Annotated in this window: 23 protein-coding genes and 1 pseudogene; 13 read left to right on the forward strand and 11 right to left on the reverse strand. The window is 70.1% G+C overall.

All coding sequences use genetic code 11. The annotated features are described in order from the left end of the window. The coding region (locus B0W88_RS14265) for an aminotransferase class IV (protein WP_198937839.1) at nucleotides 1–571 on the forward strand (571 nt) is incomplete at its 5' end. Here B0W88_RS14265 and B0W88_RS14270 read toward each other — a convergent pair. Further along, nucleotides 560–1,138, reverse strand: a complete 579-nt coding sequence (locus tag B0W88_RS14270; protein WP_077035320.1) for a DUF2087 domain-containing protein — start codon at nucleotides 1,136–1,138, stop codon at nucleotides 560–562. The genes B0W88_RS14265 and B0W88_RS14270 overlap by 12 nt on opposite strands. Before the next feature lie 535 nt (nucleotides 1,139–1,673). Here B0W88_RS14270 and B0W88_RS14275 point away from each other — a divergent pair. Then, nucleotides 1,674–3,347, forward strand: coding sequence for a DEAD/DEAH box helicase (locus B0W88_RS14275; protein WP_077035321.1), 1,674 nt, complete (start codon nucleotides 1,674–1,676; stop codon nucleotides 3,345–3,347). A 98-nt stretch (nucleotides 3,348–3,445) separates the two neighbouring features. On the opposite strand, the gene B0W88_RS14280 is transcribed toward B0W88_RS14275, so the two are convergent. Together B0W88_RS14280 and B0W88_RS14285 are read right to left on the reverse strand one after the other, a co-directional pair. Further along, on the reverse strand, nucleotides 3,446–4,639 hold the full coding sequence (locus B0W88_RS14280; RefSeq protein ID WP_077035322.1) for an MFS transporter: 1,194 nt from the start codon (nucleotides 4,637–4,639) through the stop codon (nucleotides 3,446–3,448). Between the two features lie 98 nt (nucleotides 4,640–4,737). Next, nucleotides 4,738–4,947 (reverse strand): heavy-metal-associated domain-containing protein, encoded by a 210-nt coding sequence (locus B0W88_RS14285; protein ID WP_077035323.1) that lies wholly within the window; start codon nucleotides 4,945–4,947, stop codon nucleotides 4,738–4,740. A 140-nt stretch (nucleotides 4,948–5,087) separates the two neighbouring features. On the opposite strand from B0W88_RS14285, the gene B0W88_RS14290 reads away from it, so the two are divergent. The 3 genes and pseudogenes from B0W88_RS14290 to B0W88_RS32580 all read left to right on the forward strand — a co-directional run bounded on the left by B0W88_RS14290 (nucleotide 5,088) and on the right by B0W88_RS32580 (nucleotide 6,204). Continuing rightward, nucleotides 5,088–5,552 carry a hypothetical protein gene (locus tag B0W88_RS14290; protein ID WP_077035324.1) on the forward strand — a complete coding sequence of 155 codons (465 nt, stop codon included), beginning with the start codon at nucleotides 5,088–5,090 and terminating at the stop codon, nucleotides 5,550–5,552. 36 nt (nucleotides 5,553–5,588) lie between these two features. Continuing rightward, a pseudogene (locus B0W88_RS35320) lies at nucleotides 5,589–5,774 on the forward strand (cold shock domain-containing protein); the annotation flags it as partial. Nucleotides 5,775–6,009: 235 nt separating this feature from the next. Further along, nucleotides 6,010–6,204, forward strand: coding sequence for a DUF1294 domain-containing protein (locus B0W88_RS32580; RefSeq protein WP_233151712.1), 195 nt, complete (start codon nucleotides 6,010–6,012; stop codon nucleotides 6,202–6,204). On the opposite strand, the gene B0W88_RS14300 is transcribed toward B0W88_RS32580, so the two are convergent. After that, nucleotides 6,167–7,156 carry an AraC family transcriptional regulator gene (locus B0W88_RS14300; protein WP_233151713.1) on the reverse strand — a complete coding sequence of 330 codons (990 nt, stop codon included), beginning with the start codon at nucleotides 7,154–7,156 and terminating at the stop codon, nucleotides 6,167–6,169. The genes B0W88_RS32580 and B0W88_RS14300 overlap by 38 nt on opposite strands. Before the next feature lie 191 nt (nucleotides 7,157–7,347). Further along, the gene (locus tag B0W88_RS14305; RefSeq protein WP_077035325.1) at nucleotides 7,348–7,968 is read right to left on the reverse strand and encodes a TetR/AcrR family transcriptional regulator; all 621 of its coding nucleotides are present in this window, start codon (nucleotides 7,966–7,968) and stop codon (nucleotides 7,348–7,350) included. A 256-nt stretch (nucleotides 7,969–8,224) separates the two neighbouring features. On the opposite strand from B0W88_RS14305, the gene B0W88_RS14310 reads away from it, so the two are divergent. From B0W88_RS14310 to B0W88_RS14325, 4 genes are read left to right on the forward strand one after another with little or no spacing between them, the layout of a single operon-like run. Continuing rightward, nucleotides 8,225–9,439, forward strand: a complete 1,215-nt coding sequence (locus B0W88_RS14310; protein ID WP_077035326.1) for an efflux RND transporter periplasmic adaptor subunit — start codon at nucleotides 8,225–8,227, stop codon at nucleotides 9,437–9,439. Between the two features lie 16 nt (nucleotides 9,440–9,455). After that, nucleotides 9,456–12,698: an efflux RND transporter permease subunit gene (locus tag B0W88_RS14315; RefSeq protein ID WP_077035327.1), complete on the forward strand. Its 3,243-nt coding sequence runs from the start codon at nucleotides 9,456–9,458 to the stop codon at nucleotides 12,696–12,698. Nucleotides 12,699–12,708: 10 nt separating this feature from the next. Further along, entirely contained in the window at nucleotides 12,709–14,079 is a 1,371-nt protein-coding gene (locus tag B0W88_RS14320; protein WP_233151715.1) for an efflux transporter outer membrane subunit, read from the forward strand. 27 nt (nucleotides 14,080–14,106) lie between these two features. Continuing rightward, nucleotides 14,107–14,544 carry a DNA-binding transcriptional regulator gene (locus B0W88_RS14325; RefSeq protein WP_077035328.1) on the forward strand — a complete coding sequence of 146 codons (438 nt, stop codon included), beginning with the start codon at nucleotides 14,107–14,109 and terminating at the stop codon, nucleotides 14,542–14,544. On the opposite strand, the gene B0W88_RS14330 is transcribed toward B0W88_RS14325, so the two are convergent. Genes B0W88_RS14330 through B0W88_RS14355 form a run of 6 tightly spaced genes read right to left on the reverse strand, consistent with a single transcriptional unit; the run spans nucleotide 14,545 to nucleotide 20,069 of the window. Then, the gene (locus B0W88_RS14330; RefSeq protein ID WP_369973888.1) at nucleotides 14,545–15,354 is read right to left on the reverse strand and encodes a class III extradiol ring-cleavage dioxygenase; all 810 of its coding nucleotides are present in this window, start codon (nucleotides 15,352–15,354) and stop codon (nucleotides 14,545–14,547) included. 58 nt (nucleotides 15,355–15,412) lie between these two features. Beyond that, nucleotides 15,413–16,135 carry an ethanolamine ammonia-lyase subunit EutC gene (eutC, locus tag B0W88_RS14335; protein ID WP_077035330.1) on the reverse strand — a complete coding sequence of 241 codons (723 nt, stop codon included), beginning with the start codon at nucleotides 16,133–16,135 and terminating at the stop codon, nucleotides 15,413–15,415. Continuing rightward, the gene (locus B0W88_RS14340) at nucleotides 16,132–17,499 is read right to left on the reverse strand and encodes an ethanolamine ammonia-lyase subunit EutB (RefSeq protein ID WP_077035331.1); all 1,368 of its coding nucleotides are present in this window, start codon (nucleotides 17,497–17,499) and stop codon (nucleotides 16,132–16,134) included. The genes eutC and B0W88_RS14340 overlap by 4 nt, the downstream gene beginning before the upstream one ends. Nucleotides 17,500–17,506: 7 nt before the next feature. After that, nucleotides 17,507–18,886 carry an FAD-containing oxidoreductase gene (locus tag B0W88_RS14345; RefSeq protein WP_077035332.1) on the reverse strand — a complete coding sequence of 460 codons (1,380 nt, stop codon included), beginning with the start codon at nucleotides 18,884–18,886 and terminating at the stop codon, nucleotides 17,507–17,509. 4 nt (nucleotides 18,887–18,890) lie between these two features. Further along, the gene (locus B0W88_RS14350; RefSeq protein ID WP_077035333.1) at nucleotides 18,891–19,652 is read right to left on the reverse strand and encodes a hypothetical protein; all 762 of its coding nucleotides are present in this window, start codon (nucleotides 19,650–19,652) and stop codon (nucleotides 18,891–18,893) included. Nucleotides 19,653–19,691: 39 nt separating this feature from the next. Next, entirely contained in the window at nucleotides 19,692–20,069 is a 378-nt protein-coding gene (locus B0W88_RS14355; protein WP_144006768.1) for a hypothetical protein, read from the reverse strand. 73 nt (nucleotides 20,070–20,142) lie between these two features. Between B0W88_RS14355 and B0W88_RS14360 the strand changes: the two genes are divergently transcribed. Genes B0W88_RS14360 through B0W88_RS14375 form a run of 4 tightly spaced genes read left to right on the forward strand, consistent with a single transcriptional unit; the run spans nucleotide 20,143 to nucleotide 25,755 of the window. Beyond that, entirely contained in the window at nucleotides 20,143–21,471 is a 1,329-nt protein-coding gene (locus B0W88_RS14360) for a hypothetical protein (RefSeq protein ID WP_198937840.1), read from the forward strand. Beyond that, entirely contained in the window at nucleotides 21,468–22,181 is a 714-nt protein-coding gene (locus tag B0W88_RS14365) for a hypothetical protein (RefSeq protein WP_077035335.1), read from the forward strand. The genes B0W88_RS14360 and B0W88_RS14365 overlap by 4 nt, the downstream gene beginning before the upstream one ends. A 3-nt stretch (nucleotides 22,182–22,184) precedes the next feature. Continuing rightward, the gene (locus B0W88_RS14370) at nucleotides 22,185–25,004 is read left to right on the forward strand and encodes an ATP-binding protein (protein WP_077035336.1); all 2,820 of its coding nucleotides are present in this window, start codon (nucleotides 22,185–22,187) and stop codon (nucleotides 25,002–25,004) included. Continuing rightward, on the forward strand, nucleotides 24,997–25,755 hold the full coding sequence (locus B0W88_RS14375) for a glutaminyl-peptide cyclotransferase (RefSeq protein ID WP_077035337.1): 759 nt from the start codon (nucleotides 24,997–24,999) through the stop codon (nucleotides 25,753–25,755). Before B0W88_RS14370 ends, B0W88_RS14375 begins: the two co-directional genes overlap by 8 nt. Nucleotides 25,756–26,072 lie beyond the last annotated feature (317 nt).

Genomic DNA, 26,072 nt, shown 5'->3' on the forward strand with positions numbered 1-26,072 from the left:
CGACGGACACCTCGCGCGCCTGCAGCGCACGGCGCGCCACTTCGGCATCAAGCTGCAGCCGGGCGCCGTGCGCGACGCGCTGGAGTTGCTGGCGCTCCAGCGCCCGGCCGATAACTTCAGGGTTCGACTGACCGTGTCCGCCGGCGGCGAGATCGCGACCCAGTGCGTCCCGCTGCCGGCCACGCCGGGCACGGTCAAGCTCGCGCTGGCCCACGCGCCGATCGACACCGAAGGTCCGGCCGCCGAGTTCCTGCAGCACAAGACCACCCGCCGCGAGATCTACCAGCCCTTCGTCGATGCCAAGCCGGCGGGTGCCTTCGACGTGATCCTGTTCAACCGCGCCGGCGAGCTGACCGAATGCAGCTTCGGCAATCTCGCCGTCAGGCTCGACGGCTGGTGGATCACGCCGCCGGCCGCCTGCGGCCTGCTGCCCGGCGTGCTGCGCGAGGAACTGCTGCAGCAGGGCAAGCTGCGCAGCGGCCGCATTCGCGTGGAAGACCTGCAGCGCGCCGAGGGCCTGGCCTTCATCAACAGCCTGCGCGGCTGGCTGGACGCCGAGCTACTGGGCTGAGCGCGCCCGCAGTTCGCGCAGCAGCGCGGCTACATCGGCTTCGGGCCGGGCCGGCTGCTTGCGGTACTCGGCGCCGTCCGGCGTGCGGGCCAGCAGCTTCATGTTGACCAGCTCGCGGCGCAGCGTGCAGTGGTCGCCGAAGCCGTGGCGGGCGTTCAGGATCGTGTTGACCTCGGATTCGGTGTACGTGCGCTTGCCGTCGAAGTGCAGCCACAGGCCCCAGATCGCGTAGCGCTGCACCAGGTACCGCGTGGGCCAGCGCATCAGCCGGCCCTGGGCATCGAACTGGCGCAGCGCGCGGTCGGCGGTGTCGCTGAGGTCCGGATGGCGCGGGCCGCGCGCCGGTGCGATGCGCTGGCGTTCCGGCAGGCGACTGGCCTTGGCCGGCGTGGCGATGGCCGCGGCCGCCTTCAGCGCCTGCAGGTTGCGATGGCCGGCAGCGCGGGCCAGCATGTTCATCAAGCTCAGATGGCTGGGCGGTTCGGGCTGCTCCGCCAGTTGCTTGCGCAAGGACTTGGCGAAGGCGGAAAGGTCCTGCACCGGGCAGGCGATGGCTTCACGAGGCATGGTCGTTGATCTCCACAGCGCGCGCCCTTCTGCTCAAAGATCCCTGGAGAGGGCCGCTGGGCTTGCCGACTTGCAGCATGGGCGCACGCGTCGACATAACGATCCACGTGAACGGAATGCTTGTAGGAAGAGGCAGGTTTAGCTCGCGAGGTCGTCGCGCGGCAAGGCCTGGGTGAACTGCCGACCGGGCCGCGAGTATAAATACGATGCATAAAAGCTTGCTAGAGAAAACCCTAACGTGCTACATTAGCGGTCTCGGCGGGGACTGCCCCGCTGGTTCGTACGTCTCCTCTGACCTCGTTCTGTCAATTCTGCACAGGACACCCTGCGTGGTTCGGTCGGCGGCGATGCCGTCGCTTTGACTGTTCCACCGGCGCCGCGCCAAGTCTTTCTTTGACTCTGGTGCTCGACGCGAGCTTTCTCCCAGCGACTTTACTGATCCGTCCCGTAGGGCTTTCGGCCCACGTGAGCGGACGCCTGTTCTCGCTGCCTCTAGCCGGGCGGCGCGGCATGGCTTTGTTGAAAGAAGACAGAAATGAGTTTCGAGAATCTGGGCCTGCATGAGTCCCTCGTCCGCGCCGTCAAGGATGCGGGTTATGAGACCCCGACCGACATCCAGGCGCAAGCTATTCCCGCCGCGCTGAAGGGCACGGACCTGATGGGCTCCTCGCGCACCGGCTCGGGCAAGACCGCCGCCTTCGTGCTGCCGGCGCTGGACAAGATCCTGGCCCACCGCCAGGCCGACGCCGCCCGCCCGCGCGGCAAGAACTACGGCCCGCGCGTGCTCGTGCTGGCCCCGACCCGCGAACTGGCGATGCAGGTCGCCAAGGCCGCGCAGACCTACGGCCGCCATGTGCCGGGCCTGCGCATCTGCACCGTGCTGGGCGGCATGCCCTACCCGCTGCAGATCAAGCAGCTCACCTCGCCGCTGGACATCCTGATCGCCACGCCGGGCCGCCTGATGGATCACATCCAGTCGGGCAAGTGCAACCTCGAGAACGTGCAGATGCTGGTGCTCGACGAAGCCGACCGCATGCTGGACATGGGCTTCATCGACGACATCAACTTCATCGCCGACAAGACCCCGGCCGAGCGCCAGACCGTGATGTTCAGCGCCACCTTCGCCGGCCACGTCGGCCGCCTGGCCCAGCAGCTGCTGCGCGAGCCGCAGCGCGTGGACGTGTCGGGCCACACCGACACCCACGAGAACATCACCCAGCGCCTGCACTGGGCCGACAACAACAACCACAAGGACCAGCTGCTGGAAAGCATCCTGGGCGGCAGCGATGTCGACCAGGCCGTGGTCTTCACCAGCACCCAGCGTGATGCCGACTGGCTGGCCGAGCGCCTGCAGGACATCGGCCACTCGGTCGCCCCGCTGCACGGCGGCATGCCGCAAGGCCGCCGCAACCGCGTGCTGATGGCGCTGCGCCGCAAGGAAGTGCGCGTGCTGGTCGCCACCGACGTGGCCGCCCGCGGCATCGACGTGCCGACGATCTCCCACGTCGTCAACTACGGCCTGCCGATGAAGGCCGAGGACTATGTGCACCGCATCGGCCGTACCGGCCGCGCCGGCCGCGAAGGCCTGGCGATCACGCTGGCCGTGCGCGACGACGTGTCGATGATCCGCCGCATCCAGCAGTTCACGACGCAGACCATTCCGGTGGCCCACATCGAAGGCCTGGAGCCCAAGACGCAAGAGCCGCGCATCTTCCCGCCGCGCCCCGCGGGTGCCGGTTTCGAAGACCGTCCGCGTGGCGGCCGTCCGGGCGGCTTCGGTGGCGGCAGCAAGCCGGGCTGGGGCAACAAGTTCGGCGGTGGCGGCCAGGGCTTCCATCGCGATGCCGGCAAGCCTTTCGTGCGTGGTGAAGGCGGCGGCCCGCGCGACTTCGCACCGCGTGGCGAGTTCCAGCCGCGTGGCGAGTTCCAACCCCGTGGCGACTTCGCCCATCGCGGCCAGGGCGAGCAGCGTGGCAATTTTGAAGGCCGTCCGCAGCACTTCGAGCGCAAGCCCTTCGCCCCGCAAGGCGAGAACCGCGGCTTCGCACCGCGCCAGGATCGCCCGGCCTTTGGTGGCGACAAGCCGCGCTTCGACGGCGGCGACCGCCGCCCGTCCTTCGGTGACCGTCCGTCGTTCAACAACGATCGCGGCCCGAAGCGCAACGGCCCGCCGGCCGGCGGCCCGCGCCGCGGCGGTTTCGGCCGCTAAGCAAGGAAAGCCCGCTTCGGCGGGCTTTTTTAGTTCCGGCATCACGTCGCTTCGTGGCATGAGCCTCCTCTGAAACACCGCGCAAAGCCGCGGTGTTTTTATGTCTTGACGCGCCAGTTCCAGGCCGCCCCGCCCGCCATCAGCACACAGGTGCCCCAGAACACCGCGCGCATGCCCACATGCCCGCCGACAAAGCCGCCCAGCAGCGGCCCGACGACCTGGCCCGCGTATTGCGCCGAGGTGGACCAGCCGAGCATCTGGCCGGCCATGCCTTCGGGCACGCGGTGGCGGATCACGCTGGCCACGCAGGGCAGCAGTCCGCCCAGCGCCAGGCCCATCAGGAAGCGCAGCAGCACCAGCTGCCAGCCGGCGCTGACCAGCGCCTGCGGCACGAGGAGCAGCGCCGCGGCGGCCAGGCACAGCACGATCACGTTCCAGTGGCCGATGCGGTCGGCCAGCCGGCCCAGCCGCGAGGCCGAGAGGATGCTGCCCAGCGCCGCGGCCGACATCACCACGCCCGCCGTCATCGTCACCTGCGCCGGATCGGGCACCAGTTGCGCCACGTAGACCGTGATGATCGGCTCGATCGACATGTTCGCCAGCATCAGCAGCATGCCGGTCAGCAGCATCGCGAACAGCGGCTTCGTATCCGGGATCGCTGCCCAGCCGGCGGTGGCGGCACCGGCCTTCGGCGGCGCCGGTCGATGGTCCTCGCGGATCAGCAGCGCGGTGGCCAGGAAGGCGGCGAAGATCAGCGCCCCACAGGCGAAGAAGGTGTTGCGGATGCCGATCAGCGGCGGCAGCACGCCGCCCAGCAGCGGCCCGACCAGATTGCCTGCCATGACCGCCGAGGCCAGCGTTCCCAGTGCCCAGCCTGTTCGGTCCTTCGGCGTCTGCGTGGCCACCAGCACGGTCGAGCCGGAGGCGTAGCCGCCCAACAGCCCGGCCAGCAGGCGCAGCGCGACCAACTGCCAGGCGCTCTGCGCCAGCCCGATCAGCGCCATTGCGACCGCCATGCCCAGGCTCGCGCGGATCAGCATCAGCTTGCGGCCGTAGCGGTCGGCAAGCCGCCCCCACAGTGGCGCGCACAGGGCTGCCGTGAAGAAGGTGGCGCCGAAGGCCGCGCCGGAGCATTGGACGACGGCGGCCGGATCCTTGACGCCCAGCTGCTCGACGTACAGCGGCAGGAAGGGCAGCAGCAGCGTCATCGCGATGATGGTCGTGAACGAGCCGGCCATGCAGACGGCGAGGTTGCGCCGCCAGTGCGGATTGCTTGCTGATGAGGGAGTCATGCCCGCATTCTGGGAGCGGGCAGTGGTGGCGAGCCTTGGGCGTTGGTGGAGGCTCGCATCGTCAAGCGAGCCTCAGTCTGCGACGAAGGATGCGAAGTTCAGGCCGGTTCCGGCGTGTAGCCCGCCTCGCGCAGCGCCTCGGCCAGCCGGGATTCCGCCAGGAAGCTGCCGTCGATGCTGACCCGCTTGCTGGCGAGGTCCACGTCCACGCGCGCATCCGGGTCGAGGGCCTTGACGGCCTCGGTGATCGCCCGGGCGCAGTGGCCGCAGCTGATGTCGGGGACTTCGAAGGTGGTCGTGGTGCTCATGCGGCTGATTCTGCACCGCTGAAGCTGCCAGTTAGCAAGCGGCCCGATTTCTGATATTTTTTGCAGGGAATTTGAAAAAAAGTCCTCAAGTCCGCAGAACGCCCGACGAAAACACGAAGAAGGAGAAGTGAAGGCTGCCCATGTTCAGCGCCATCAGCACGTCCACGACGATCACGATCACGCCCGTCGTCAACGTCACCCCGGCCCAGCCGGTGGCGGCGCCGACGGCGTCTGGTCCTGTGTCGCCGGTAGCGGCTGCCGGCGCGACGGCCGCCGCGCCGGCGCCCGCGGCGGCGCGTGACGCCGGGGCGGCGCAGGCTTCTTCGTCTGCCACCCAGGCTGCGGCCAGCCCGAAGGCCGAGCAGAAGGTCGCCGTGGCCCGCCTGCCGCTGACGCTGGACGCCCAGCTGATGCGGGTGGAGAACAAGCTGGCCGACTGCGTCAACTGCCCCTCGGCCAAGACCCTGTCGGGCCAGGCGCAGATCGACGCACTGAGCAGCCAGGTGCGGGCGATCCGCCAGCAGATGTTCAATTCCGGCAGCGGCGCGGCCGCCTACACCTCCGTCCCCACGCCGATCGGCCTGAACCTGAACGCCTGCGTCTGAGCGGGATCCGACCCGGCTGTGGCACAGTCGCGCCCCATGCGGGAGCAGGGACGATTGACTCAATGGGACGAGGGCCGCGGCTACGGCTTCATCACGCCCGACGGCGGCGGCGCGCGGATCTTCGTCCACGCGCGGGCCTTTGCGCTGAGCCATGGGGCGCCGCGCGCGGGCGAGGCGCTGAGCTACCAGGCCGGCATCGACGCCCAGGGCAAGCGGCGGGCGCTGGACGTGCGGCGGCTGGCCGCGCCGGTGGCGCCGCCTGCCGGCGGCAACAGGCCCTCACGCCCGCGCGCCACCTCGCTCTGGCTGCTCCCCGCCTTCGCCGCCGCCTACCTGGCGGTGGACCTGCTGTGGCCCCTGCCGCCGGCGGTCTGGGGCGCCTACATGGCGATGAGCCTGGCCACCTTCATCGTCTACTGGGGCGACAAGCGGGCCGCCCGCCTGGGCCGCGACCGGGGTGTCCGAGCGCACGCTGCACCTGCTGGCGCTGGCCTGCGGCTGGCCCGGCGCGCTGCTGGGGCGCCAGTTGCTGCGGCACAAGTCGGCCAAGCGGCCGTTCTCGACGATCTTCTGGCTGACCGTGGGCCTGAACCTGCTGGCCTTCGCGCTGGTGTTCACGCCGCTCGGGCGCTTCCTTCTGCAGCGCTGGTAGGCCCGATGTGCTCCTCGCGCAGGCGCTTGATGTCGCGCGCCGGCGGAGCGCCGAAGAAGCGGGCGTACTCGCGGTTGAACTGCGAGGCGCTCTCGTAGCCCACGCGGTGGCCGGCCAGCCCGGCGTCCACCCGCTCGGCCAGCATGATGCGCCGCGCTTCCTGCAGCCGCAGCTGCTTCTGGAACTGCAGCGGGCTCATCGCGGTGACGGACTTGAAGTGCGCATGCAGCGAGGAGACGCTCATGGCCGCATCGCGTGCCAGCGCCTCCACCTGCAGCGGGCGGTCGAAGTTCGTGTGCAGCCAGTTGATGACCTGCGTGATGCGCTGGCTGTGGCTGTCGGTCACGGCCATCTGCGCCAGTCGCCATCCTTCGGGCGAGCGCAGCACGCGGTAGAGGATCTCGCGCTTGCACAGCGGCGCCAGCGTGGCGATGTCGGCCGGCGTGTCCAGCAGGTTCACCAGGCGCAGCAGCGGGTCCAGCAGGGCGGTGCTCATCTCGCCGGTGAACATCGCGCGCTCGGCGCGGCGGGGCGCGTCGATGGTGGCGCCCAGTTCCAGCACCAGCGAGGCGATCTCGCGCGGGTCGAACTCGACCTTCAGGCCCAGGTAGGGCACATCGCGCGAGGCAGCGATCACATGCCCGCTGACCGGCAGGTTCTGCGACACGACCAGGTAGGTGCTGCTGTCGTAGACGTAGACCTCGTCGTTGAGGATCAGGCGCTTGCTGCCCTGCGCCAGCACGCACAGCGCCGGCTGGTGCAGCGCGTGGCCCATCGGCGGCGGCTCGGTCAGGCGCGCCAGGCCGAGCTGGGGCACGGCGGTGGCATGGATGCCGTCGATGCCGGCGGTATGGCGTTCGATCTGCGCGGCCAGCTCGGCGCGCATCACGGTGATCTGCATCTGCTCGGCCGAGCGGTCACCGGATTCCTGGCGTTTGAAGGCGGTCAGCATGGGCATATCTTGACGACGGGCGTGCGGGCGGTCGAGCCGGTCAGGCTCAGGTCTGGAGCATCGTGCAAACAGTCGCGAGGATCGCGCAAAGCACCCCGTGGAGACTGATCGTTATGGTGCGCGTCTCAAGAGAATCAGGCAAGGACCGGCGAGGATCGATCTAACGCCCGAGTCCCACTGACCCGTAAAGTTCATCCCACGGCGCCGGGCCAGGCCTGCATGGCGGCCTCAGCCACACCGACCAGCGTTTCATGGCTGGCGCCGTCGGCGGCCTGGAGCGCCATGCCGCGGTAGACGGTGGCGTAGAAATTGGCAAGGCGGGCGGCGTCGGTCTCGGCGGCCAGCTCCTTCTTCTGGATGCCGCACTCGATGCGGCAGCGGATGCCGGTGATGCCTGCCTCGCGGCGCTTGGCCAGCGCCGCCTGGATGTGGGCGGAGGCCTGGGTGCAGTTGGTGGCAGCCATCGCGATCATGCAGCCCTTGGGCTGGTTGGCGCGGGTGTATTCCTCGGCGGCTTCCAGCAGCAGGCGGCGGATCGCGGCGTAGGCGGTGGGCTCTTCCTCCAGCGCCAGCGGGAAGCCGGCGGCGGGCCCGTTGGCATAGCGCTCGATAGCGGTGAGGAACAGGTGTTCCTTGTCGCCGAAGGCGCTGTAGAGGCTGGGGGCGGTGATGCCCATGGCCGTGGTGAGTTCGGAGATCGAGGCGGCCTCGTAGCCGCGTTGCCAGAACACGTGCATGGCCTTCTCGAGCGCTGTGTCGCGGTCGAACGACAGGGGCCGGCCGCGTGATCGGGTGGTTTTTTCGATTTCCATAAGGATCGATATTAAATGTCTTGACGACCGCAGGCAAGACCACTACATTGCCATTCAATAACGGTCATTACGAAATAGTGAGGAGTTGCACATGACCCTTGCAGATCACTGCCGACAGTATCGACGCTGTTGACAACCCGGCCTTCAGCCTCCGCTGACGGCCGCCGCTGATTCCCCGCAGAACGTCCCTGCCTGGCCGCACGAGGCCCGGGTGGAGCCGCGCTTTTGTCCCAAGAAACCTGATGGAGCCATTGCCATGTCTCACCACCAACAAATCACTCCGCAACTGAGCCGTCGCCTGTGGGTCGCCGGCACCTCGCTCACCGCCCTGGCTGCCGTCATGGCTGCGGGTTATGGGCTCTTCGCCGCCGAGCCGGCCGAAGCCGGCCCGGCCGCCATCCAGGCCACGCCGGTCTCGGTGGCCGCGGTGCAGGCCAGCGACGTGCAGAACTGGGCCGAGTTCTCCGGCCGCCTCGAAGCCGTCGAGCGGGTGGAGCTGCGCCCTCGCGTGCCGGGCACCGTCCAGGCCGTCCACTTCCGCGAAGGCGCGCTGGTCCACCAGGGCGACCTGCTGATCAGCCTGGACCCCGCGCCCTACCAGGCCGAGGTGGACCGCGCCGAGGCGCAGGTGGCCGCCGCCAAGGCCCGCGCCACCTACACCACCAGCGACGTGGCCCGCGCCCAGCGCCTGCTGGCCGAGAGCGCCATCGCCCAGCGCGAGTTCGACGAGCGCAGCAACGCCCAGCGCGAGGCCGACGCCAACCTGCGCGCCGCCCAGGCCGGCCTGCAGGCCGCCAAGCTGAACCTGTCGTACACGCAGCTGCGCGCGCCGGTCGCCGGCCGCATGGGCAAGCTGGAGATCACCGCCGGCAACCAGGTGGCCGCCGGCCCCAGCGCGCCGCTGCTGAGCACGCTGGTCTCGGTCAGCCCGATCTACGCCAGCTTCGATGCCGACGAGCAGGTCGTGGCCAAGGCGCTGAGCGAGCGCGCCAAGCTGGACCGCGTGCCGGTGCAGATGGGCACGCTGGGCCAGGACGGCACGCCGCTGGAAGGCAAGCTGCAGCTGATCGACAACCAGGTCAACGCCCGCAGCGGCACCGTGCGCGTGCGCGCCGTCTTCGACAACAAGGACGGCTCGCTGATGCCGGGCCAGTTCGCCCGCCTGCGCATGGGCGAGGCCAGCACCCACGCGGCGCTGCTGATCAACGAGCGCGCGGTCGGCACCGACCAGAGCAAGCGCTTCGTGATGGTGGTCGACAAGGACAGCCATGCCGAGTACCGCGAGGTGAAGCTGGGCGCGTCCGCCAAGGGCCTGCGCGTCGTCACCGACGGCCTGAGGGCCGGCGAGCGCATCGTCGTCAACGGGCTGCAGCGCGTGCAACCGGGGGCGCTGCTGGCGCCGACCTCGGTCGCGATGGACGCCAAGCCCGAGGTCCAGGCCGCCAAGGCCCGGGCCGACGAAAAGATCTGATGAGGGAGTTCCCCAAATGAATCTATCCAAATTCTTCATCGACCGGCCGATCTTCGCCGGCGTGATCTCCGTGCTGATGGTGCTGGCCGGACTGATCGCCGTGCGGGGCCTGCCGATCTCCGAGTACCCCGAGGTCGTCCCGCCCTCGGTGGTCGTCCGCGCCAACTACCCCGGCGCCAACCCGAAGGTGATCGCCGAGACGGTGGCGACGCCGCTGGAAGAGTCGCTCAACGGCGTCGAAGGCATGCTCTACATGAGCAGCCAGGCGACGACCGACGGCCTGATGACGCTGACCGTGACGTTCAAGCTCGGCACCGACGCCGACAAGGCCCAGCAGCTCGTGCAGAACCGCGTCTCGCAGGCCGAGCCGCGCCTGCCCGAGGAAGTGCGGCGCCTGGGCGTGACGACGATCAAGAGCTCGCCCGACCTGACCATGGTCGTGCACTTGCTGTCGCCCAACGGCCGCTACGACATGACCTACCTGCGCAACTACGCGGTGCTCAACGTCAAGGACCGCCTCGCGCGGCTCCAGGGCGTGGGCGACGTGCAGCTGTTCGGCTCCGGCGACTATGCGATGCGCATCTGGCTGGACCCGCAGAAGGTGGCGCAGCACGGCCTGTCGGCGTCTGATGTGGTGGCCGCGATCCGCAGCCAGAACATCCAGGCCGCGGCCGGTGTCGTCGGCGCCTCGCCGGGCCTGCAGGGCATCGACCTGCAGCTCTCGGTGAACGCGCAGGGCCGCCTGCAGACCGAGGACGAGTTCGCCGACATCATCGTCAAGACCGATGCCGGCGGCGCGGTCACGCGCCTGGGCGAGCTCGGCCGCATCGAGCTGGGCGCCTCCGGCTACGCGCTGCGCTCGCTGCTGGACAACAAGGATGCCGTAGCCGTGCCGATCTTCGCCGCGCCGGGCTCCAACGCGATCAGCATCTCCGACCAGGTCCGCGCGACCATGGCCGAGATCAAGCAGACCATGCCCGAGGGCGTGGACTACAGCATCGTCTACGACCCGACCCAGTTCGTGCGCGCCTCCATCGAATCGGTGGTGCACACCCTGCTGGAAGCGATCGCGCTGGTCGTGGTCGTCGTGATCCTGTTCCTGCAGACCTGGCGCGCGTCCATCATCCCGCTGCTGGCCGTGCCGGTGTCGGTGGTGGGCACGTTTGCCGTCATGCACCTGTTCGGCTTCTCGATCAATGCGCTGAGCCTGTTCGGCCTGGTGCTCGCGATCGGCATCGTGGTGGACGACGCGATCGTCGTGGTCGAGAACGTCGAACGCAACATCGAAGCCGGACTGACCCCGCGTGAGGCCACGTATCGTGCGATGCGCGAAGTCTCCGGGCCGATCATCGCGATCGCGCTGGTGCTGGTCGCCGTGTTCGTGCCGCTGGCCTTCATCACGGGCCTGACGGGGCAGTTCTACCGCCAGTTCGCGCTGACGATCGCCATCTCCACGGTGATCTCCGCCGTCAACTCGCTGACGCTGTCGCCCGCCCTGGCCGCGGTGCTGCTGAAGGGTCATGACGCGCCCAAGGACGCGCTGACCCGCGGCATGGACTTCGTCTTCGGCCGCTTCTTCGCCGGCTTCAACCGCTTCTTCAAGCGCGGCTCCGAAGCCTATGGCGGCGGCGTGCAGAAGGCCATCCGCCGCAAGACGCCGATGCTGGTGCTGTATGCCGGCCTGATCCTGCTGACCCTGGGCCTGTTCAAGGCCGTGCCGGGCGGCTTCGTGCCGGCGCAGGACAAGCAGTACCTGATCGGCTTTGCGCAGCTGCCTGACGGCGCCACGCTGGACCGCACCGAAGACGTGATCCGCCGCATGACCGAGATCACGACCAAGACGCCTGGCGTCGAGCACGCGATCGCCTTCCCGGGCCTGTCGATCAACGGCTTCACCAACAGCTCCAACTCCGGCATCGTCTTCGCCTCGCTGAAGGACTTCGACCAGCGCAAGGGCAAGGCGCTGTCGGCCGGCGCGATCGCCCAGTCGCTGAACCAGCAGTACGGCCAGATCCAGGACGCCTTCATCGTCATGTTCCCGCCCCCGCCGGTGCAGGGCCTCGGCACGACCGGCGGCTTCAAGCTGCAGCTGGAAGACCGCGGCGGCCTCGGCTACGAGGCGCTGGACCAGGCGCTGAAGGCCTTCATGGCCAAGGCCTACAAGACGCCCGAGCTGGCCGGCATGTTCAGCAGCTACCAGGTCAACACGCCGCAGCTCTACGCCGACATCGACCGCACCAAGGCGCGCCAGCTGGGCGTGGCGGTGACGGACGTGTTCGACACGATGCAGATCTACCTCGGCAGCCTGTACGTCAACGACTTCAACAAGTTCGGCCGCACGTACTCCGTGCGTGTCCAGGCCGACGCGGCCTTCCGCGCCCGCGCCGAGGACATCGGCCAGCTGAAGGTGCGTTCGAACTCGGGCGAGATGGTGCCGCTGTCCGCGCTGATGAAGGTGGAGAACTCGGTGGGCCCGGAGCGCGCGATGCGCTACAACGGCTTCCTCTCTGCCGACATCAACGGCGGCCCGGCCCCGGGCTTCAGCTCGGGCCAGGCGCAGGACGCGATCAAGCGCATCGCCGCCGAGACGCTGCCCAAGGGCATCAGCTACGAGTGGACCGAGCTGACCTACCAGGAGATCCTGGCCGGCAACTCCGCGATCTGGGTGTTCCCGCTGGCCATCCTGCTGGTCTTCCTGGTGCTGGCTGCCCAGTACGAGAGCCTGACCCTGCCGCTGGCGATCCTGCTGATCGTGCCGATGGGCCTGATGGCGGCGATGGCCGGCGTCTGGCTCACCAAGGGCGACAACAACGTCTTCACCCAGATCGGCCTGATGGTGCTGGTGGGCTTGAGTGCGAAGAACGCGATCCTGATCGTCGAGTTCGCCCGCGAGCTGGAGTTCGCCGGACGCAAGCCGCTGGAAGCCGCCATTGAAGCCGCACGCCTGCGCCTGCGCCCGATCCTGATGACCTCGATGGCCTTCATCATGGGCGTGGTGCCGCTGGTGCTGTCCACCGGCGCTGGCTCGGAGATGCGCGCCGCGATGGGCGTGGCCGTGTTCGCCGGGATGATCGGCGTGACCGCCTTCGGCCTGTTCCTGACGCCGGTCTTCTACGTGCTGCTGCGCGCGCTGACCGGCAACCGTCCGCTGAAGCTGCACGGTAGCGCGGACGTCCACCTCGAGGCCTTCGCCGGCACGCCGGCTGCGCATGGCGATGCCCGCCCGCTGCCCGCGGCGCCTCGCCACGATCATGAATAAGGAGTCGAACATGAAACTCGCTCTATCCGTTCTCGCTGCCGCGCTGGTGCTGGCCGGCTGCGCCAATATCGCCACGCCCGAACCGCATGCGATGCCGGCCGTGCCCACGGCCTTCAAGGGCACGTCGGCCCAGTCCTCGCTGGCCGCGCAGGCGGCCTGGTGGAAGGCCTTCGACGACGCGCAGCTCGACCAACTCACCGAACAGGCACTTGCGCATAACACCCAGCTTCAGCAGGCCGGCGCCCGCCTGGCCGAGGCCCGCGCGCTGCTGCGCAATGCCGACGCGGCACGCTTGCCGCAAGTGGGCCTGAGCGCCGCCAGCGGCCGCCAGGGTGGCGACTACTACCGCTCGCAGGCGCTGGCCGGCACGCTGCACCAGGTGCGGCTCGACGCCTCCTACGAGCTGGACCTGATCGGCCGGCTCTCGCAGGCCAGCCAGGCCGCGGCGCTGGACGCCAGGTCGCGCGAATCGCTGCTGCAGGCCACCCAGCTGCTGGTGCAGTCGCAGGTGGCGCAGACCTACTTCGCGCTGCGCGCCCTCGACGCGGAACGCGCGCTGATGCGCGAGACGGTGACGGCCTACCAGGAGACGCTGGCGCTGACCGAGCGCCGCCAACGGGCCGGCGACATCGCCGAACTCGACGTCGCCCGCGTGCGCACCGAAGTCGCCGCCACGCAGTCGCAGGCGCTGGAACTGGACCGCCGCCGCGCGGAACTGGAGCACGCGCTGGCCCTGCTGGTCGGCGACCTGCCGAGCGAGCTGACCGTCACCAGCGGCAACTGGGCCGAGCAGGTGCCGGCCATTCCCGCCGGCGTGCCCAGCCGCATGCTGGAGCGCCGGCCCGACGTGGCCGCCGCGCAGGCCAGCCTGATGGCGGCGCAGGCGCGCCTGGGCGTGGCCCAGAAGGCCTGGTTCCCGACGCTGACGCTGACGGCGGCCGGTGGCGGCGCCTCGCCCGAGCTCTCCGACCTGTTCAAGACCTCGGCGGGACTGTGGGGCGTCAACGCGCTGCTGAGCCTGCCGCTGTTCGACGGCGGCCGCCGCGAGGCGGCCGTGCAGGGCGCGGCCGCCCAGCTCGACGGCGTGGCAGCCAACTACCGCGAGCAGGTGCTGACGGCCTTCAAGGAAGTGGAAGACCAGCTTTCCGCGCTGCAGCTGCTGGGCGAACAGGCCCAGGTGCAGGCGCAGGCGGTGGCTTCGGCCGAGCGCGCGCTGGCCCTGTCGGATTCGCGTTATCGCAACGGCCTGGTGAGCCAGCTGGAACTGCTCGATGCACGCCGTAGTGAGCTGGCGTTACGTCGGCAGGCCCTGCAGGTGAGGGCGGCGCAGTACCAGTCGACGATCGGCCTCATCAAGGCCCTGGGCGGCGGCTGGAGCTGAAGTGCCGGAAGCGTGCAAAATGGACGGATGCCGAACATCGCATCCGTCCTGAAAGCCGAAGTCACGCGGCTGGCCCGCAAGGAACTCCGGGTCGAGAACGACAGCCTGAAGAAGGCCGTCTCCACACAACGCAGCGAGATCGCCGCCCTCAAGCGGCGGCTGCAGGAGCTTGAGAAGGCCGTGCGCCGCCTCGGCAAGCACGCCACGGCCGAGCCGGAGACGGCCGAGACCGAGGACGAAGGGAGCAGCCTGCGCTTCCGCGCCGGCGGCCTGGCCGCCAATCGCAAGCGCCTGGGCCTCTCCGCCGCGGACTTCGGCCTGCTGGTCGGCACCACCGGCCAATCGGTCTATGCCTGGGAGACGGGCAAGTCCAAGCCGCGTGGCAAGAGCCTGGCCGCGATCGCCGCGCTGCGCGGCGTCGGCAAGCGCGAGGTCACCGAGCGCCTGGCGGCCTTGAAGGGCTGATCAGCCGAAGCGGAAGCTCGACGCCGTCACGCCGCCCATGAAGTCGGGCTCGTGATAGATGCAGGCGCCGGCCTCGTTCTCTGCTGCACCGACAGCCACCATCAGCGGGATCAGGTGATCCTCGCGCGGGTGCGCCTGCCGGGCGGCGGGTGCCTCGCTCCAGTGGCGCAGCAGCTCGCTGCGCTCGGCCGGCGGCACCTCCAGCAGCGCATGCTGCAGCCAGCCGTCGAACTGGCCGGACGCCGCCTTCGCGCCGGGGCCGAAGGCACGCAGGTTGTGATAGCTCAGCCCGCTGCCGACGATCAGCACGCCCTCGTCGCGCAGCGGCGCCAGCGCGCGGCCCAGCGCCAGGTGCGCCTCGGGGTCGTAGCCCGCATGCATGGACAGCTGCACCAGCGGCACCTCGGCGTCCGGGTACATCGGGAACATCGTCGTGAAGGCGCCGTGGTCGAAGCCGCGTTCGGCGTCCAGCCCCGCGGGCAGGCCGGCGGCGGCGATCAGGCCGCGCACCCGCTCGGCCAGCGCCGGATCACCCGGCGCCGGGTACGTCACGGTGTAGGTGTGCGGCGGAAAGCCGCCGTAGTCGTAGACCATCGGCGGCCTCGGCGAGGCCATCACGGCGAAGCCGGCGCGCTCCTCCCAATGGCCGGAGATCATCAGCACGGCCCTGGGCTTGACGCCCAGTTCCTGCGGGATCGCCTTCAGCGAGGCTTCCAGCTGGGTGAAGTGGGCGCGGAAGGGGCCGTCCATATAGGGCCAGGGGCCGCCGCCGTGCGACAGGAAGTAGGTGGGGAGGCGCGTGTTCATCATGAGCATCAGTTTGAGCTCATTGCCGGCCGCGACAAGCCAGCGGACTTGAGCGCAGCGTTCAAATCGCTGGAAGGGTCGCCACGCCGGCGCTGTCGTCCTTCAGCCCGATGCCGGTGAGGCCGCGGCGCAAGGCCTGTGCGATCAGCCAGGCCAGTCGCGCTGCAGCCTGCCCGGGAGGAAGCCCGGCCGGGCGGATATTGCTGACGCAGTTGCGCTCGGCATCGCTGCGGCCGACGGCCGGCGCCCAGGTCAGGTAGGCGCCCAGGCTGTCGGGCGAGGACAGGCCGGGCCGCTCGCCGATCAGCACGAGCACCAGCCGCGCGCCGAGGCGCTGGCCGATCTCGTCGCCCAGGGCGACGCGGGCCTGCAGTGCGATGACGGGCGGGGCGATCGACAGGCCTGCCGGCAGCAGCGGAAGCAGTGCGTCCAGCACGGCCGCACCGTGGGCCTGCAGGGCGGCGGCGGAGAGCCCGTCGGCGAGCACGAGGGCGAGGTCGCAGGGGCCCGGGGGGAGTTCGCAGGCGCCGTCCAAGCGGCGGCCGAGATCGGGCCGGCGCAGGTAGATGTCTCGCGTGGCGGCGCGGCTGCGCACCTGCAGGCATCCGCTCAATTGGCCCGTCAGCGCGTCGGCATCCAGCGGCGTGTGGACCGCATCCCGCGCCTGCGCATGGGCGGCCGCGAAGGCCAGCCACTCGGTCGTCGGCAGGCTCGCGCCGCTGCGGCCCAGCGCGATGCGGGCAGGCGTCAGGCCGCGCAGGCGCTGCCAGAGATCGTTGTTCATGGCCCTGGCAGCTCGAACCCGAGCGCGAACCGTTCGGCGCCCGGCAGCAGCCGGCCCGCGTCGTCGGCAATGCCCACGCGCTGCAGCCAGGCCTCGAACTCCGGCGCGCGCTTGAGGCCCAGCAGCTCGCGCACGAACAGCTGGTCGTGGAAGGAACTGCTCTGGTAGTTCAGCATCACGTCATCGGCGCCCGGCACGCCCATCATGAAGTTGAGCCCGGCGCTGGACAGTTGCACCAGCAGGCCGTCCATGTCGTCCTGGTCGGCCTCGGCGTGGTTGGTGTAGCAGATGTCGCAGCCCATCGGCAGGCCCAGCAGCTTGCCGCAGAAGTGGTCCTCCAGCCCGGCGCGGGTGATCTGCTTGCCGTCGTACAGGTACTCCGGCCCGATGAAGCCGACGACGGTGTTCACCAGCAGCGGCCGGTAGCGCCGCGCCACCGCATAGGCCCGGGCCTCCAGCGTCTGCTGGTCCACGCCGTGGTGGGCGCCGGCCGAGAGCGCGCTGCCCTGGCCGGTTTCGAAGTACATCAGGTGCTCGCCGCCGCGCTGCACCGACCGTACTGCCGCATGTGCTTCGTCGAGCAAGGCCAGGCCGATGCCGAAACTGCGGTTGGCCGCCTCGGTGCCGGCGATCGACTGGAACACCAGGTCCACCGGCGCGCCCAGCTCGATCGCCTGCAGCGTGCTGGTGACGTGGGCCAGCACGCAGGACTGCGTCGGGATGCCGTGGCGCCGGATCAGCTCGTCCAGCAGCGCCAGCAGGCGGCACAGCGCGGGCACGCTGTCATTGGCCGGGTTGATGCCGATGACCGCGTCGCCGGCGCCCATCAGCAGCCCGTCGAGCAGGCTGGCAGCGATGCCGGCGGGATCGTCGGTCGGGTGGTTGGGTTGCAGCCGGGTGGCGAGGCGGCCCTTCAGTCCTAACGACGACCTGAAGCGGGTCAAGACCTGGCACCGGCTGGCCACCAGGATCAGATCCTGGTTGCGCATCAGCTTGGAGACGGCGGCCACCATCTCCGGCGTCAGGCCCGGGGCGAGGGCGGCGATGGCCTCGGGCGCCGCGGCCAGCAGCCAGTCGCGGAAGGCGCCGACGGTGAGATGGGCGACCGGCGCGAAGGCGGCTGCGTCGTGGCCGTCGACGATCAGCCGCGTCACCTCGTCCTGCTCGTAGGGAATCAGCGCCTCGTTCAGGAAGGTCGCCAGCGGCAGCTCGGCCAGCGCCATGCAGGCGGCCACCCGCTCGGCGGCGCTGTCGGCGGCGATGCCGGCCAGCTGGTCGCCGGAACGGATCGGCGACGCCTTGGCCAGCAAGGTGCGCAGGTCGGCGAAGGCATAACGCTGCAGGCCGACGGAGGCGCGGTGCATCGCGGTTTCAGTCCGGCTTGGCGCCGAGGATCACCGTCGGCACGAGCTCGGCCACCGTCGGATGGATCGGCACGGTGCGCGCGAGGTCGCCCGCCGTCTGGCCGGCGCCCATCGCGGCGAGCAGGCCGTGGATGGCCTCGTCGCCGCCGACACCGAGGATGGCGGCGCCGAGGATCGCGTCGCTGTCCGCGTCGATCACCACCTTCATCAGGCCCTGCGTCTCGCTCTTCTCGATCGCGCGGCCGACGCGGGTCATCGGCCGGCGCCCGACCCGCACCCGGTGGCCGGCCTGGCGCGCCTGCGCCTCGCTCGTGCCGACCCGGCCCAGCGGCGGATCGATGAAGAGGGCGTAGCAGTCGATGCGGTCGGTGACGCGGCGGCTACCTCCGTCGAGCAGGTTCGCGGCGACGATCTCGAAGTCGTTGTAGGCGGTGTGGGTGAAGGCGCCGCGGCCGTTGCAGTCGCCCAGCGCCCAGACGCCCGGGACCGAGGTGGCCAGTTGCTCGTCCACCTTGATGTAGCCGCGCTCGTCGACGGCGATGCCGGCCTTGTCCAGGCCCAGCTCGTCGGTATTGGGCCGGCGGCCGACGGCCAGCAGCGCGTGCGAGCCGATCACCCGAGGCTCGCCGTCGCGGCAGTCGACGCCGACGGCGATGCGGCCGTCCGGCTGCGGCTCGAAGGCAATGCATTCGGCGCCGAGACGGAAGGCGATGCCCTCGGCCTCCAGGATGGACTGGATGGCGGCGGAGACCTCCTCGTCCTCGCGGCCGAGTAGCCGGGGCGATTTCTCGACCACCGTCACCGGCGCGCCGAAGCGCCGCCAGACCTGGGCGAACTCCAGGCCGATATAACTGCCGCCGACGATCACCAGGTGCCCGGGCACGGTGTCCAGCTCCAGCACCGAGACGTTGTCCAGCGTGCGCACGCGGTCTATGCCCGGCATCGGCGGCCGCAGGGCCCGGCCGCCGACGTTGATGAAGATGCGCGGCGCCGTCAGCCGCTGCTCGCCGACCGACAGCTCATGGGCGGACTCGAAGCGCGCATGGCCGCGGATCACCGTGCAGCCGGCCATGCCGCCCAGCCACTTCTCGATATTGCCGCGCGCGGTCATCGTGACCCGATCCTTGCGTGCCTTCACCGCGGGCATGTCGATGCCCACCGCGCCGCCGAGCGTGACGCCGAAATCCGCCGCCCGCCGGGCCAGATGCGCCGCATGGGCGCTGGCTACCAGGGCCTTGGTCGGCATGCAGCCGGTGTTCACGCAGGTGCCGCCGAAATGCTTGCGCTCGACCACGGCGACCTTCATGCCGGCGGCGCACAGGCGTTCGGCCAGCGCCGGGCCGGCCTGGCCGGCGCCGATGATGATGGCGTCGAAGTTCAAGGTCATGGCCTCAGTCGATCTTCAGGATCTCGCAGCGCTTCTCGCGCCCGGGCGCCGGATCTTCGCCGAAGCTCTCGCTGACGCAGCGCATCCCGTCGAAGCCTTCCTCGATGAAGTAGCGCCCCGGCACGCCGAAGCGCACGATGGCCGGGCCGCGGAACTCGCAGCGCTCGCCCTCGCGGGAGCAGGGCTTCCAGGGCAGGATGCGGCGGATCGAGAGCGGGGCGGGCGCCGGGGCCGCGGCCTGGGTGCGCGCCGCCTGGGCCACGGCGGCGCCGGTGCGGGTCAGCTGGTAGGCGCACTGCTTGGCGATGCCGGCCATCGGATCGCCGAACAGGGCGCTGTTGCAGCCCACTTCGGCCACGGCCTTGCGCTCGGCGTAGCGGCCCTCGGCGCCGTAGCGCACGAAGCCCTCGCCGGGCAGGCGGCAGGTGTCGCCCTCGTTGGCGCAGACGGTCCAGTCGCCCTGGGTCGAGCCCATCTGCAGCCATTCGCGGTAGCGCGCGTGCCGGCGCCAGCCGGGGAAGACCTCGCAGCGCTTGGCGGCCTTGGGAGCGGGATCATGGCCGAAGGTGGCGACGGTGCAGGGCTGGTCCTCGCTGGCGATGCGGTAGGCATAGCGGCCGGCGCTGCCGAAGCGGACCAGGCTGTCGCCGCCGATCTTGCACACCTCGCCCTCCGGCGCGCAGGCGAACCAGTCCTCGGGCTGGGCCCAGGCGGGAGCGGCCAGCGCCAGCGCGAACGCGGCCAGCAGACGAACCATGGACGCCATGGAGAACCCTCCGTCCGGTTTGATCGTTATGGACGGATGCTAGCAACCTTCGATCGTGTGCGATGCCACGCGTTCGCCGGGGTTGTCCAATACATAACGAACAACGCAACGGAATGGGATCGGCCCGGTCGGGCCGCTGAGCTTGGCCGTCTTGACGTAGACCAGCACCTTGTGCCCGTCCTCCTGCTCGGCGCGCAGCGTGGGCGGGCCCAGCTTGGACACCAGCTCCTTCACCGGCGCACCGTGCCAGCGTTGCTGGCTGCGGTCGAATTCGGCCTGGCGCTGGGCGTCGGCGGAGGGCGCCGGGCGCGGCGAAGGGGGCGATGGCGCGGGCGCCGGCGGTCGGTTGGTGGAGGCGCAGGCAGCGAGCAGCAGGACGAGCAGGGTGGAAGGGCCGTGGCGGAACATGCGATTCATCGCGCCAGCATAGGGTCGGACCGGACCGGTCCTGTGACCAAATGCATCCTGCCATCCGGGGATAATCGCGCCCATGATCGAGAACGAGGCAAGCGCTATTCCCGGTAGTTCCGGCTCCGGGGAGGAGCAGGAACAGCGCTTCGAAGACTATTTCCGCGAGGGCGCGGCGCCCACCGAGGCGCTGCTGTGGTGGCAGCTGGAGCGCAACGAGCCGCTCCTGAATGCCTTGCGCGCGCTGTGCCACGGGCCCGCCGCGCTGGTGCGGCTGCGGGTCTGGGTGTTCATGGAGCTGATGGCGCTGCCGGAGTCGCGGGTGTCGCGCGAGGCGCTGAACCTGCACTTCCACGCGCTGCGCGAGGAAGCGCTGGACCTGGTGCTCAAGCGCCTGCGCGAGGCGGAGCTGCTGGCCTGGGACGCCGGCAACCAGCAATACGGCGTGACGCCGCTGGCGCAGCGGGTGATGGGCGTGCTGTCGCCGCTGACGCAAGCCGGCGAACAGGATTCCGACCTCGCCGCGCTGCTGGCCAGCGTGGCCGGCGCCCACCAGATGGGCACGCTGGACCCGGCCCAGCTGCACCACCTGCAGGCCCAGCTCTCGCGCCTGTACGACGAGTTCGCGGACGCGATCGCCAGCGGCAGCGAGTTCCACCTGCGCCGCGCGCGCCAGCGCTTCGAACGGGCGCTGAAGCTGGTCGAGCGGGCCAGCGAGGTGCTGAAGGCGGTGATCGAGCAGGCCCAGGCCGACGGCAATGCGCGGCTGGAGCGCCTGGCCCGCGAGCTGGGCCTGGCCCAGGCGCGGCTGCTGGCGATGGCCAGCCAGTTCAACCGCGCGCTGCAGCAGGTGGACCGCCAACGGGTCACGCTGGGCTCCACCGGCATCACCACGACCGACGTGCGCCGCTGGCTGCAGGGCGTGCACTTCCTGGAGAACCTCTCGCTGGGTGCGCTGTCGCGGCCGGTCCATCCGGTGCTGGTGGCGCAGCACGAGCTGCTGGACATGGCCGAGGCCGAGTTCGAGCGCGACCGCCCCGTGCCCCAGGCCGGCGAGGCGCTGCCGGTGCCGCAGGCGGCGCCGAACGGCGAGCTGGCGGTGATGTCCCTGCCGCCGGAGATGGACATCATGCAGGCGCTGCTGGGGCGCTGGACCGAGTCCGGCGAGGTGGTGCAAGACCTGGCCCCCGCGGTGCTCGGCGGCAGCTATGCCCGAGCCTCCTACCGCGCGCAGCTGCTGCCGCTGCTGGGCGACCCGCAGGCCCAGCACCTGGCCGGCGCCACCGGCGACATGGCGCGCCAGCCCTGGCGCGTGCAATGGTCGGCCGAGCAGGGCGAGGTGGACGACGAATACATCAAGTGGATGAGCCGCGGCGTGCTGCGTGCCGTCCCAGAGGATCAAGCTGAATGAATCCATCGTTTGACGAAGCCGCCCAGCTGGCGGCTCAGCTCCTTGCGCGCCGCTGGCTGCCGCGCAACCACTCGCTGGTGCGCCGCGCGCTGATCGACCAGGACATCTGGCAGCGGCTCAACGAGCGCCTGGCCGCCGTGGGCATGCGCGTGGTGGACAACCTCTACGCCGACCACATCACGCTGGCGATGCTGCGCCCGGCCGAGGTGGCCGTGTTCGGCGAGACCGGCCTGGCGGCCAACAACAACCTGGACCTGCCGCGCGACGGCGTGGCGCTGCTGGTGGTGCTATGGTCGCTGATCGTGCTGCCCAAGCGGCAGCGCCAGCTGGCCCGCGCCGAGGCCGCCGAGGAAGGGCAGGGCGAGATGTTCGCCACCGACAAGCCGCTGCCGCTGGCGGCCAGCGTCTCGCCCACCGTCTCCTACCGCAGCCTGCTGGCCGACTTCGGCAACCAGCTCGGCAAGAAGATGCGGCTGGACACCAACCTGAAGCTGCTGGAGCGCAACGGCTTCATCATCCGCCGCAACGAGGACATCGCCGAAGGCCCGCTGCTGGACCTGCTGCTGGACTACGACACGCTGGCGCCGCGCATCCTCGACGGCGCCCTGGGCGACGTGCTGGCCCGCTCGACCGACCCGGTCGCTGCCGCGGCCATCGCCCGCCTGCGCGAGCCCGAACAAGAACATATCGAAGACAGCGAAGAGATCTGACGGATGTTTCACCTGCAATCGCTGGAACTGCTGCACTGGGACTACTGCCAGCGCGTCACGATGCCGCTGGACGGCGCCATCATCACCATCGCCGGCCCCAACGGCTCCGGTAAGACGACGCTGCTCGACGCGATGCGCACGCTGCTGGGCCTGGAATGCTCGGGCGGCCGTACCTACAAGACCTACGCCCGCCACGCCAATGCGGAGACCGCCTGGCTGCGCGCGCTGGTGGACAACCGGCCGCGCGGCCGGCAGAACTCCTCGCGCCCCTTCGCCAGCTCGCTGCTCTATGCCGACCAGGTCACGCTGGCCTGCCGCATCGAGCGCCAGGGCGGCGACTGGCAGCGCCGCTACGTGATGGTGGACGGCGTCAAGGGCATCGAGGAGCTGATGGCCCGTGGCGACAAGGACTGGATGGGCATCGAGGCCTGGAAGCGCCGCCTGGAAGCCGCCGGCCTGACCCGCGCGATCGGCCGCGTGCTCGCGCTGGAGCAGGGCCAGACCGACCGGCTGTGCGAGCTCTCGCCGAAGGAGCTGCTTCGCCTGGTGTTCGAGGTCTTCGGCGACCAGGAGGTGCTGGACCGCTACGACCAGGCCCGCAGCCACCAGCAGCAGCTGGTCAAGGAAGTGGAGCAGGCGGGGCACGAGCTCTCGCACACGCAGGCGCAGCTGTCCGACCTGGCCAACCGCGTCAACAGCTACCAGCAGTACCAGCTGCGGCTGAAGGAGCGCGAGCGCCTGGCGGCCGAGGTGGTGCCGGTGCTGCAGTGGAGCGAGCAGCGCCAGAAGACCGCGCAGCAGCTGCGCGATCTGCACCGCCAGCGCCTCTTTGCCTCGACCGACAAGCGCCAGATGGCCGCCCGCCGCGCCGAGCTGCATGCGCTGTTCCAGGCCCATGAGGCCGCGAAGCAGAAGCTGGTGGACCTGGAAGCCCAGCGCAAGCAGGCCCGTGCCGCCTTCGACGCCAACCGCGAGGCCGAGCGGCCGATCGAGCTGCTGGCCAAGCGCGAGGAGGAGCTGAAGGCGCTGGCCGCGGTGGAGACCGATGCCGCCGAGCTCACGCAGCGCCTGGCCGACATGGCCAGCAAGCAGCACGCCCTGCGCGAGAGCTACACCCGCACCAACGACCAGTCCCGCAAGGCGCAGGCGGCGATGGACGCGCTGGCCGGCCAGCGCCTGCCGCCGCCGCCTTCTGAAGTGACGCGCTTCCGCCGTGCGCTGGACGATGCCGGCATTGCCCACCATGTGCTGGCCGACTGCATCGACATCGCCGACGAAGCCTGGCGCGGGGCGGCCGAAGGCCTGCTGCGGCCCTCGCGCTGGGTCGTCGTGCTGGCCCATTCGAGCGACGAGGGACGAGCCTTCGGCCTGGCCTCGCGCGAGCGCTACCGGCACTACGTCGTGGCCGATGCCGAGAACGCCCCGGCCGTCGCGCCCAAGGATTCGCTGCTGGCCGCGCTGAAGATCAACGCGAAGATCCCCGGCTGGCTGCTGCGCCAGCTGGGCGGGATCCGCTGCGTCAAGGACACCGAGGCGGGAGCGAAGGCCGGCGGCGAATGGATCACCCCCGACGCCTACTATCGCGACGGCCGTGGCGGCCGCAGCCTCTTCGTCGAGCCGCGCGACCATCAGTTCGGTGCCTCCGCGCTGGACTCGCGGCGCGCCTCGCTGGAGAAGGAGCTGAGCCGCTACGACGTGGAGCTCAGCCGCATCGCCAAGGAGCAGGCCGAGGCCGAGCGCCAGCTGAAGGACGCGCAGCGCGCCGCGCAAGGCCACAAGGCCGCGCAGGAGCTGAGCGAGCGCGCCGACGAGTTCGCCGAAGGCCGTGCCCGCCTGCCGGCGCTGAAGCAGGCGCGCGCCGAGGCGGCCTCGCGTATGTCCGCGCTGGAAGCCGAGCACGACCGGGCGCTCACGCACTGCACCCGCAGCGAGCGCGACTACGAGTCGGCCCAGGGCACGCTGAAGAACAGCGAGGACAACGTCACGCGTGTGCTGCGCGAGCACGAGGGCCGCAGGCAAGACCTGGCCCTCGCGTCCCGCCACTCCCGCGACGCCCGTGAGCGCTTCCCGGCCTCCTGGGTGCATCCCACGCGCATCCAGGCCATGCGCGACGAGTTCGAGAACGCCAAGCAGGCCGAGATCGCGCTGCGCCATGTGCAGGCCGAGCTGGAGACTGGCCACTGGGAGACCGATGCCGCCGTGCAGGACCGCCATGCGCGCATGCACGTCTCGGTGCTGGAGCAGAGCACCCAGCTGGACGACCGCCGCGCCAGCAACGAGATGGCCCGCATCGCCGCCTTCAATGCCCGCGAGCGCTACATCGACGTGCTGCGCGCCACCGTGCGCCGCTACAAGAAGAACGTGGCCGAGCTGGGCGAACTGGCCGGCGTGCTGGCCCAGGCCGACCTGCCGCACCTGGACAACGACGACCTCGTGCTGGCCCAGGCCGGCCTGCACGTGCGCTTCAACTTCGACGGCAAGGGCGAGGTGGGCCTCAACGACGGGGAGGCCTCGGGCGGCCAGCAGGTGCTGAAGAGCCTGATCCTGCTGGTGGGCCTGATGAAGGACGACGACAGCCCCGGCGGTTTCGTCTTCATCGACGAGCCCTTCGCCCACCTGGACGTGCGCAACATCCAGCTGGTCGGCCACTTCCTGCGCTCCACCCGCGCGCAGTACCTGCTGACCACGCCGATCACGCACAACGTGGAGGTCTTCGAGCCCTCCGAGATCACGCTGGTGACGAGCAAGAAGGGCCGCGGCGAACGCTGGGCCCCGCCGATCGCAGTTCTCGCGCGCCGTCCGGAGGTCAGCGTCTATGGTTAAGTTCTTCGGCTTCCTGCTGGCGCTGGTCCTGGCCGGCTCGGCCCACGCCGACATCCCCGTCTACGGCTTCGAGATCGTGCGCAGCTATCCGCACGACCCGCAGGCCTTCACCGAGGGCCTGTTCTTCAAGGACGGTTTCCTCTACGAGAGCACCGGCCTGGAAGGCCATTCGACGGTGCGCAAGGTGCGGCTGGAGACCGGCGAGGTGGTGCAGGGCATCAACCTGCCGCCGGAGCTGTTCGGCGAAGGCATCGTCGAATGGAACGGCCAGATCATCGGCCTGACCTGGCAGACCCAGGTCGGCTTCGTGCTGAAGACGGACGACTTCTCCTTCGTCAAGAAGTTCAGCTACCCCGGCGAGGGCTGGGGCATGACGAAGAACGCGACCGAGCTGATCCAGAGCGACGGCACGGCCGAGCTGCGCTTCATCGACCCGGCCACGCTGAAGGAGAAACGGCGCGTCAAGGTGACGGCCGACGGCAAGCCGGTGACCCAGCTCAACGAGCTGGAATGGGTGGAAGGCGAGGTCTACGCCAACATCTGGCAGACCGACCGCATCGCCCGCATCGACCCAAGGACCGGCAAGGTCCTTGGCTGGATCGACCTCACCGGCATCCTCTCGCCGATGTTCCGCGGCCCGCAGACCGACGTGCTCAACGGCATCGCCTACGACGCCGCCACCAAGCGCCTCTTCGTCACCGGCAAGATGTGGCCCAAGCTGTTCCAGATCAGGCTGGTGAAGAAGAAATAGGTTCTTCGCCGAAGTCCGGGGACGCCCACGTCGTCACGGTCCGCGGAAGGAACTGCTGGCGAGCCCGGCCCTGCGCGCCGAGCAAACCCGCTGGCGCCAGCAGCGCTGCGGCCTGGGCGGCTGCGGGGCGACTTCGGTGGCGCTGAGGAGCGCAGTGGCTCGTGGCCGCGCGCGCAGCGCGCTTCGTGAACTGACTTCGAGCCCCTTGTGTGAGCGCGGCGTAGCAGCGCGAGTTGGGCTCGGGCCACGAGCCGCGAGCACCGCAAGGGAGTCGACCCGCAGGGGAGACCGCCACCGCCGAGCCCCGCGGCCGCCCA

The sequence above is a fragment of the Pelomonas sp. KK5 genome (assembly GCF_001984095.1).
In the GTDB taxonomy this organism is placed as follows: domain Bacteria; phylum Pseudomonadota; class Gammaproteobacteria; order Burkholderiales; family Burkholderiaceae_C; genus KK5.

Bases quoted from the DNA above. Each gene is read 5' to 3' on its own strand.
- B0W88_RS14270 (WP_077035320.1), bottom strand. From the start codon at position 1,138: ATGCCTCGTGAAGCCATCGCCTGCCCGGTGCAGGACCTTTCCGCCTTC.
- B0W88_RS14275 (WP_077035321.1), top strand. From the start codon at position 1,674: ATGAGTTTCGAGAATCTGGGCCTGCATGAGTCCCTCGTCCGCGCCGTC.
- B0W88_RS14280 (WP_077035322.1), bottom strand. From the start codon at position 4,639: ATGACTCCCTCATCAGCAAGCAATCCGCACTGGCGGCGCAACCTCGCC.
- B0W88_RS14285 (WP_077035323.1), bottom strand. From the start codon at position 4,947: ATGAGCACCACGACCACCTTCGAAGTCCCCGACATCAGCTGCGGCCAC.
- B0W88_RS14290 (WP_077035324.1), top strand. From the start codon at position 5,088: ATGTTCAGCGCCATCAGCACGTCCACGACGATCACGATCACGCCCGTC.
- B0W88_RS14300 (WP_233151713.1), bottom strand. From the start codon at position 7,156: ATGCTGACCGCCTTCAAACGCCAGGAATCCGGTGACCGCTCGGCCGAG.
- B0W88_RS14305 (WP_077035325.1), bottom strand. From the start codon at position 7,968: ATGGAAATCGAAAAAACCACCCGATCACGCGGCCGGCCCCTGTCGTTC.
- B0W88_RS14310 (WP_077035326.1), top strand. From the start codon at position 8,225: ATGTCTCACCACCAACAAATCACTCCGCAACTGAGCCGTCGCCTGTGG.
- B0W88_RS14315 (WP_077035327.1), top strand. From the start codon at position 9,456: ATGAATCTATCCAAATTCTTCATCGACCGGCCGATCTTCGCCGGCGTG.
- B0W88_RS14320 (WP_233151715.1), top strand. From the start codon at position 12,709: ATGAAACTCGCTCTATCCGTTCTCGCTGCCGCGCTGGTGCTGGCCGGC.
- B0W88_RS14325 (WP_077035328.1), top strand. From the start codon at position 14,107: ATGCCGAACATCGCATCCGTCCTGAAAGCCGAAGTCACGCGGCTGGCC.
- B0W88_RS14330 (WP_369973888.1), bottom strand. From the start codon at position 15,354: ATGATGAACACGCGCCTCCCCACCTACTTCCTGTCGCACGGCGGCGGC.
- eutC (WP_077035330.1), bottom strand. From the start codon at position 16,135: ATGAACAACGATCTCTGGCAGCGCCTGCGCGGCCTGACGCCTGCCCGC.
- B0W88_RS14340 (WP_077035331.1), bottom strand. From the start codon at position 17,499: ATGCACCGCGCCTCCGTCGGCCTGCAGCGTTATGCCTTCGCCGACCTG.
- B0W88_RS14345 (WP_077035332.1), bottom strand. From the start codon at position 18,886: ATGACCTTGAACTTCGACGCCATCATCATCGGCGCCGGCCAGGCCGGC.
- B0W88_RS14350 (WP_077035333.1), bottom strand. From the start codon at position 19,652: ATGGCGTCCATGGTTCGTCTGCTGGCCGCGTTCGCGCTGGCGCTGGCC.
- B0W88_RS14355 (WP_144006768.1), bottom strand. From the start codon at position 20,069: ATGAATCGCATGTTCCGCCACGGCCCTTCCACCCTGCTCGTCCTGCTG.
- B0W88_RS14360 (WP_198937840.1), top strand. From the start codon at position 20,143: ATGATCGAGAACGAGGCAAGCGCTATTCCCGGTAGTTCCGGCTCCGGG.
- B0W88_RS14365 (WP_077035335.1), top strand. From the start codon at position 21,468: ATGAATCCATCGTTTGACGAAGCCGCCCAGCTGGCGGCTCAGCTCCTT.
- B0W88_RS14370 (WP_077035336.1), top strand. From the start codon at position 22,185: ATGTTTCACCTGCAATCGCTGGAACTGCTGCACTGGGACTACTGCCAG.
- B0W88_RS14375 (WP_077035337.1), top strand. From the start codon at position 24,997: ATGGTTAAGTTCTTCGGCTTCCTGCTGGCGCTGGTCCTGGCCGGCTCG.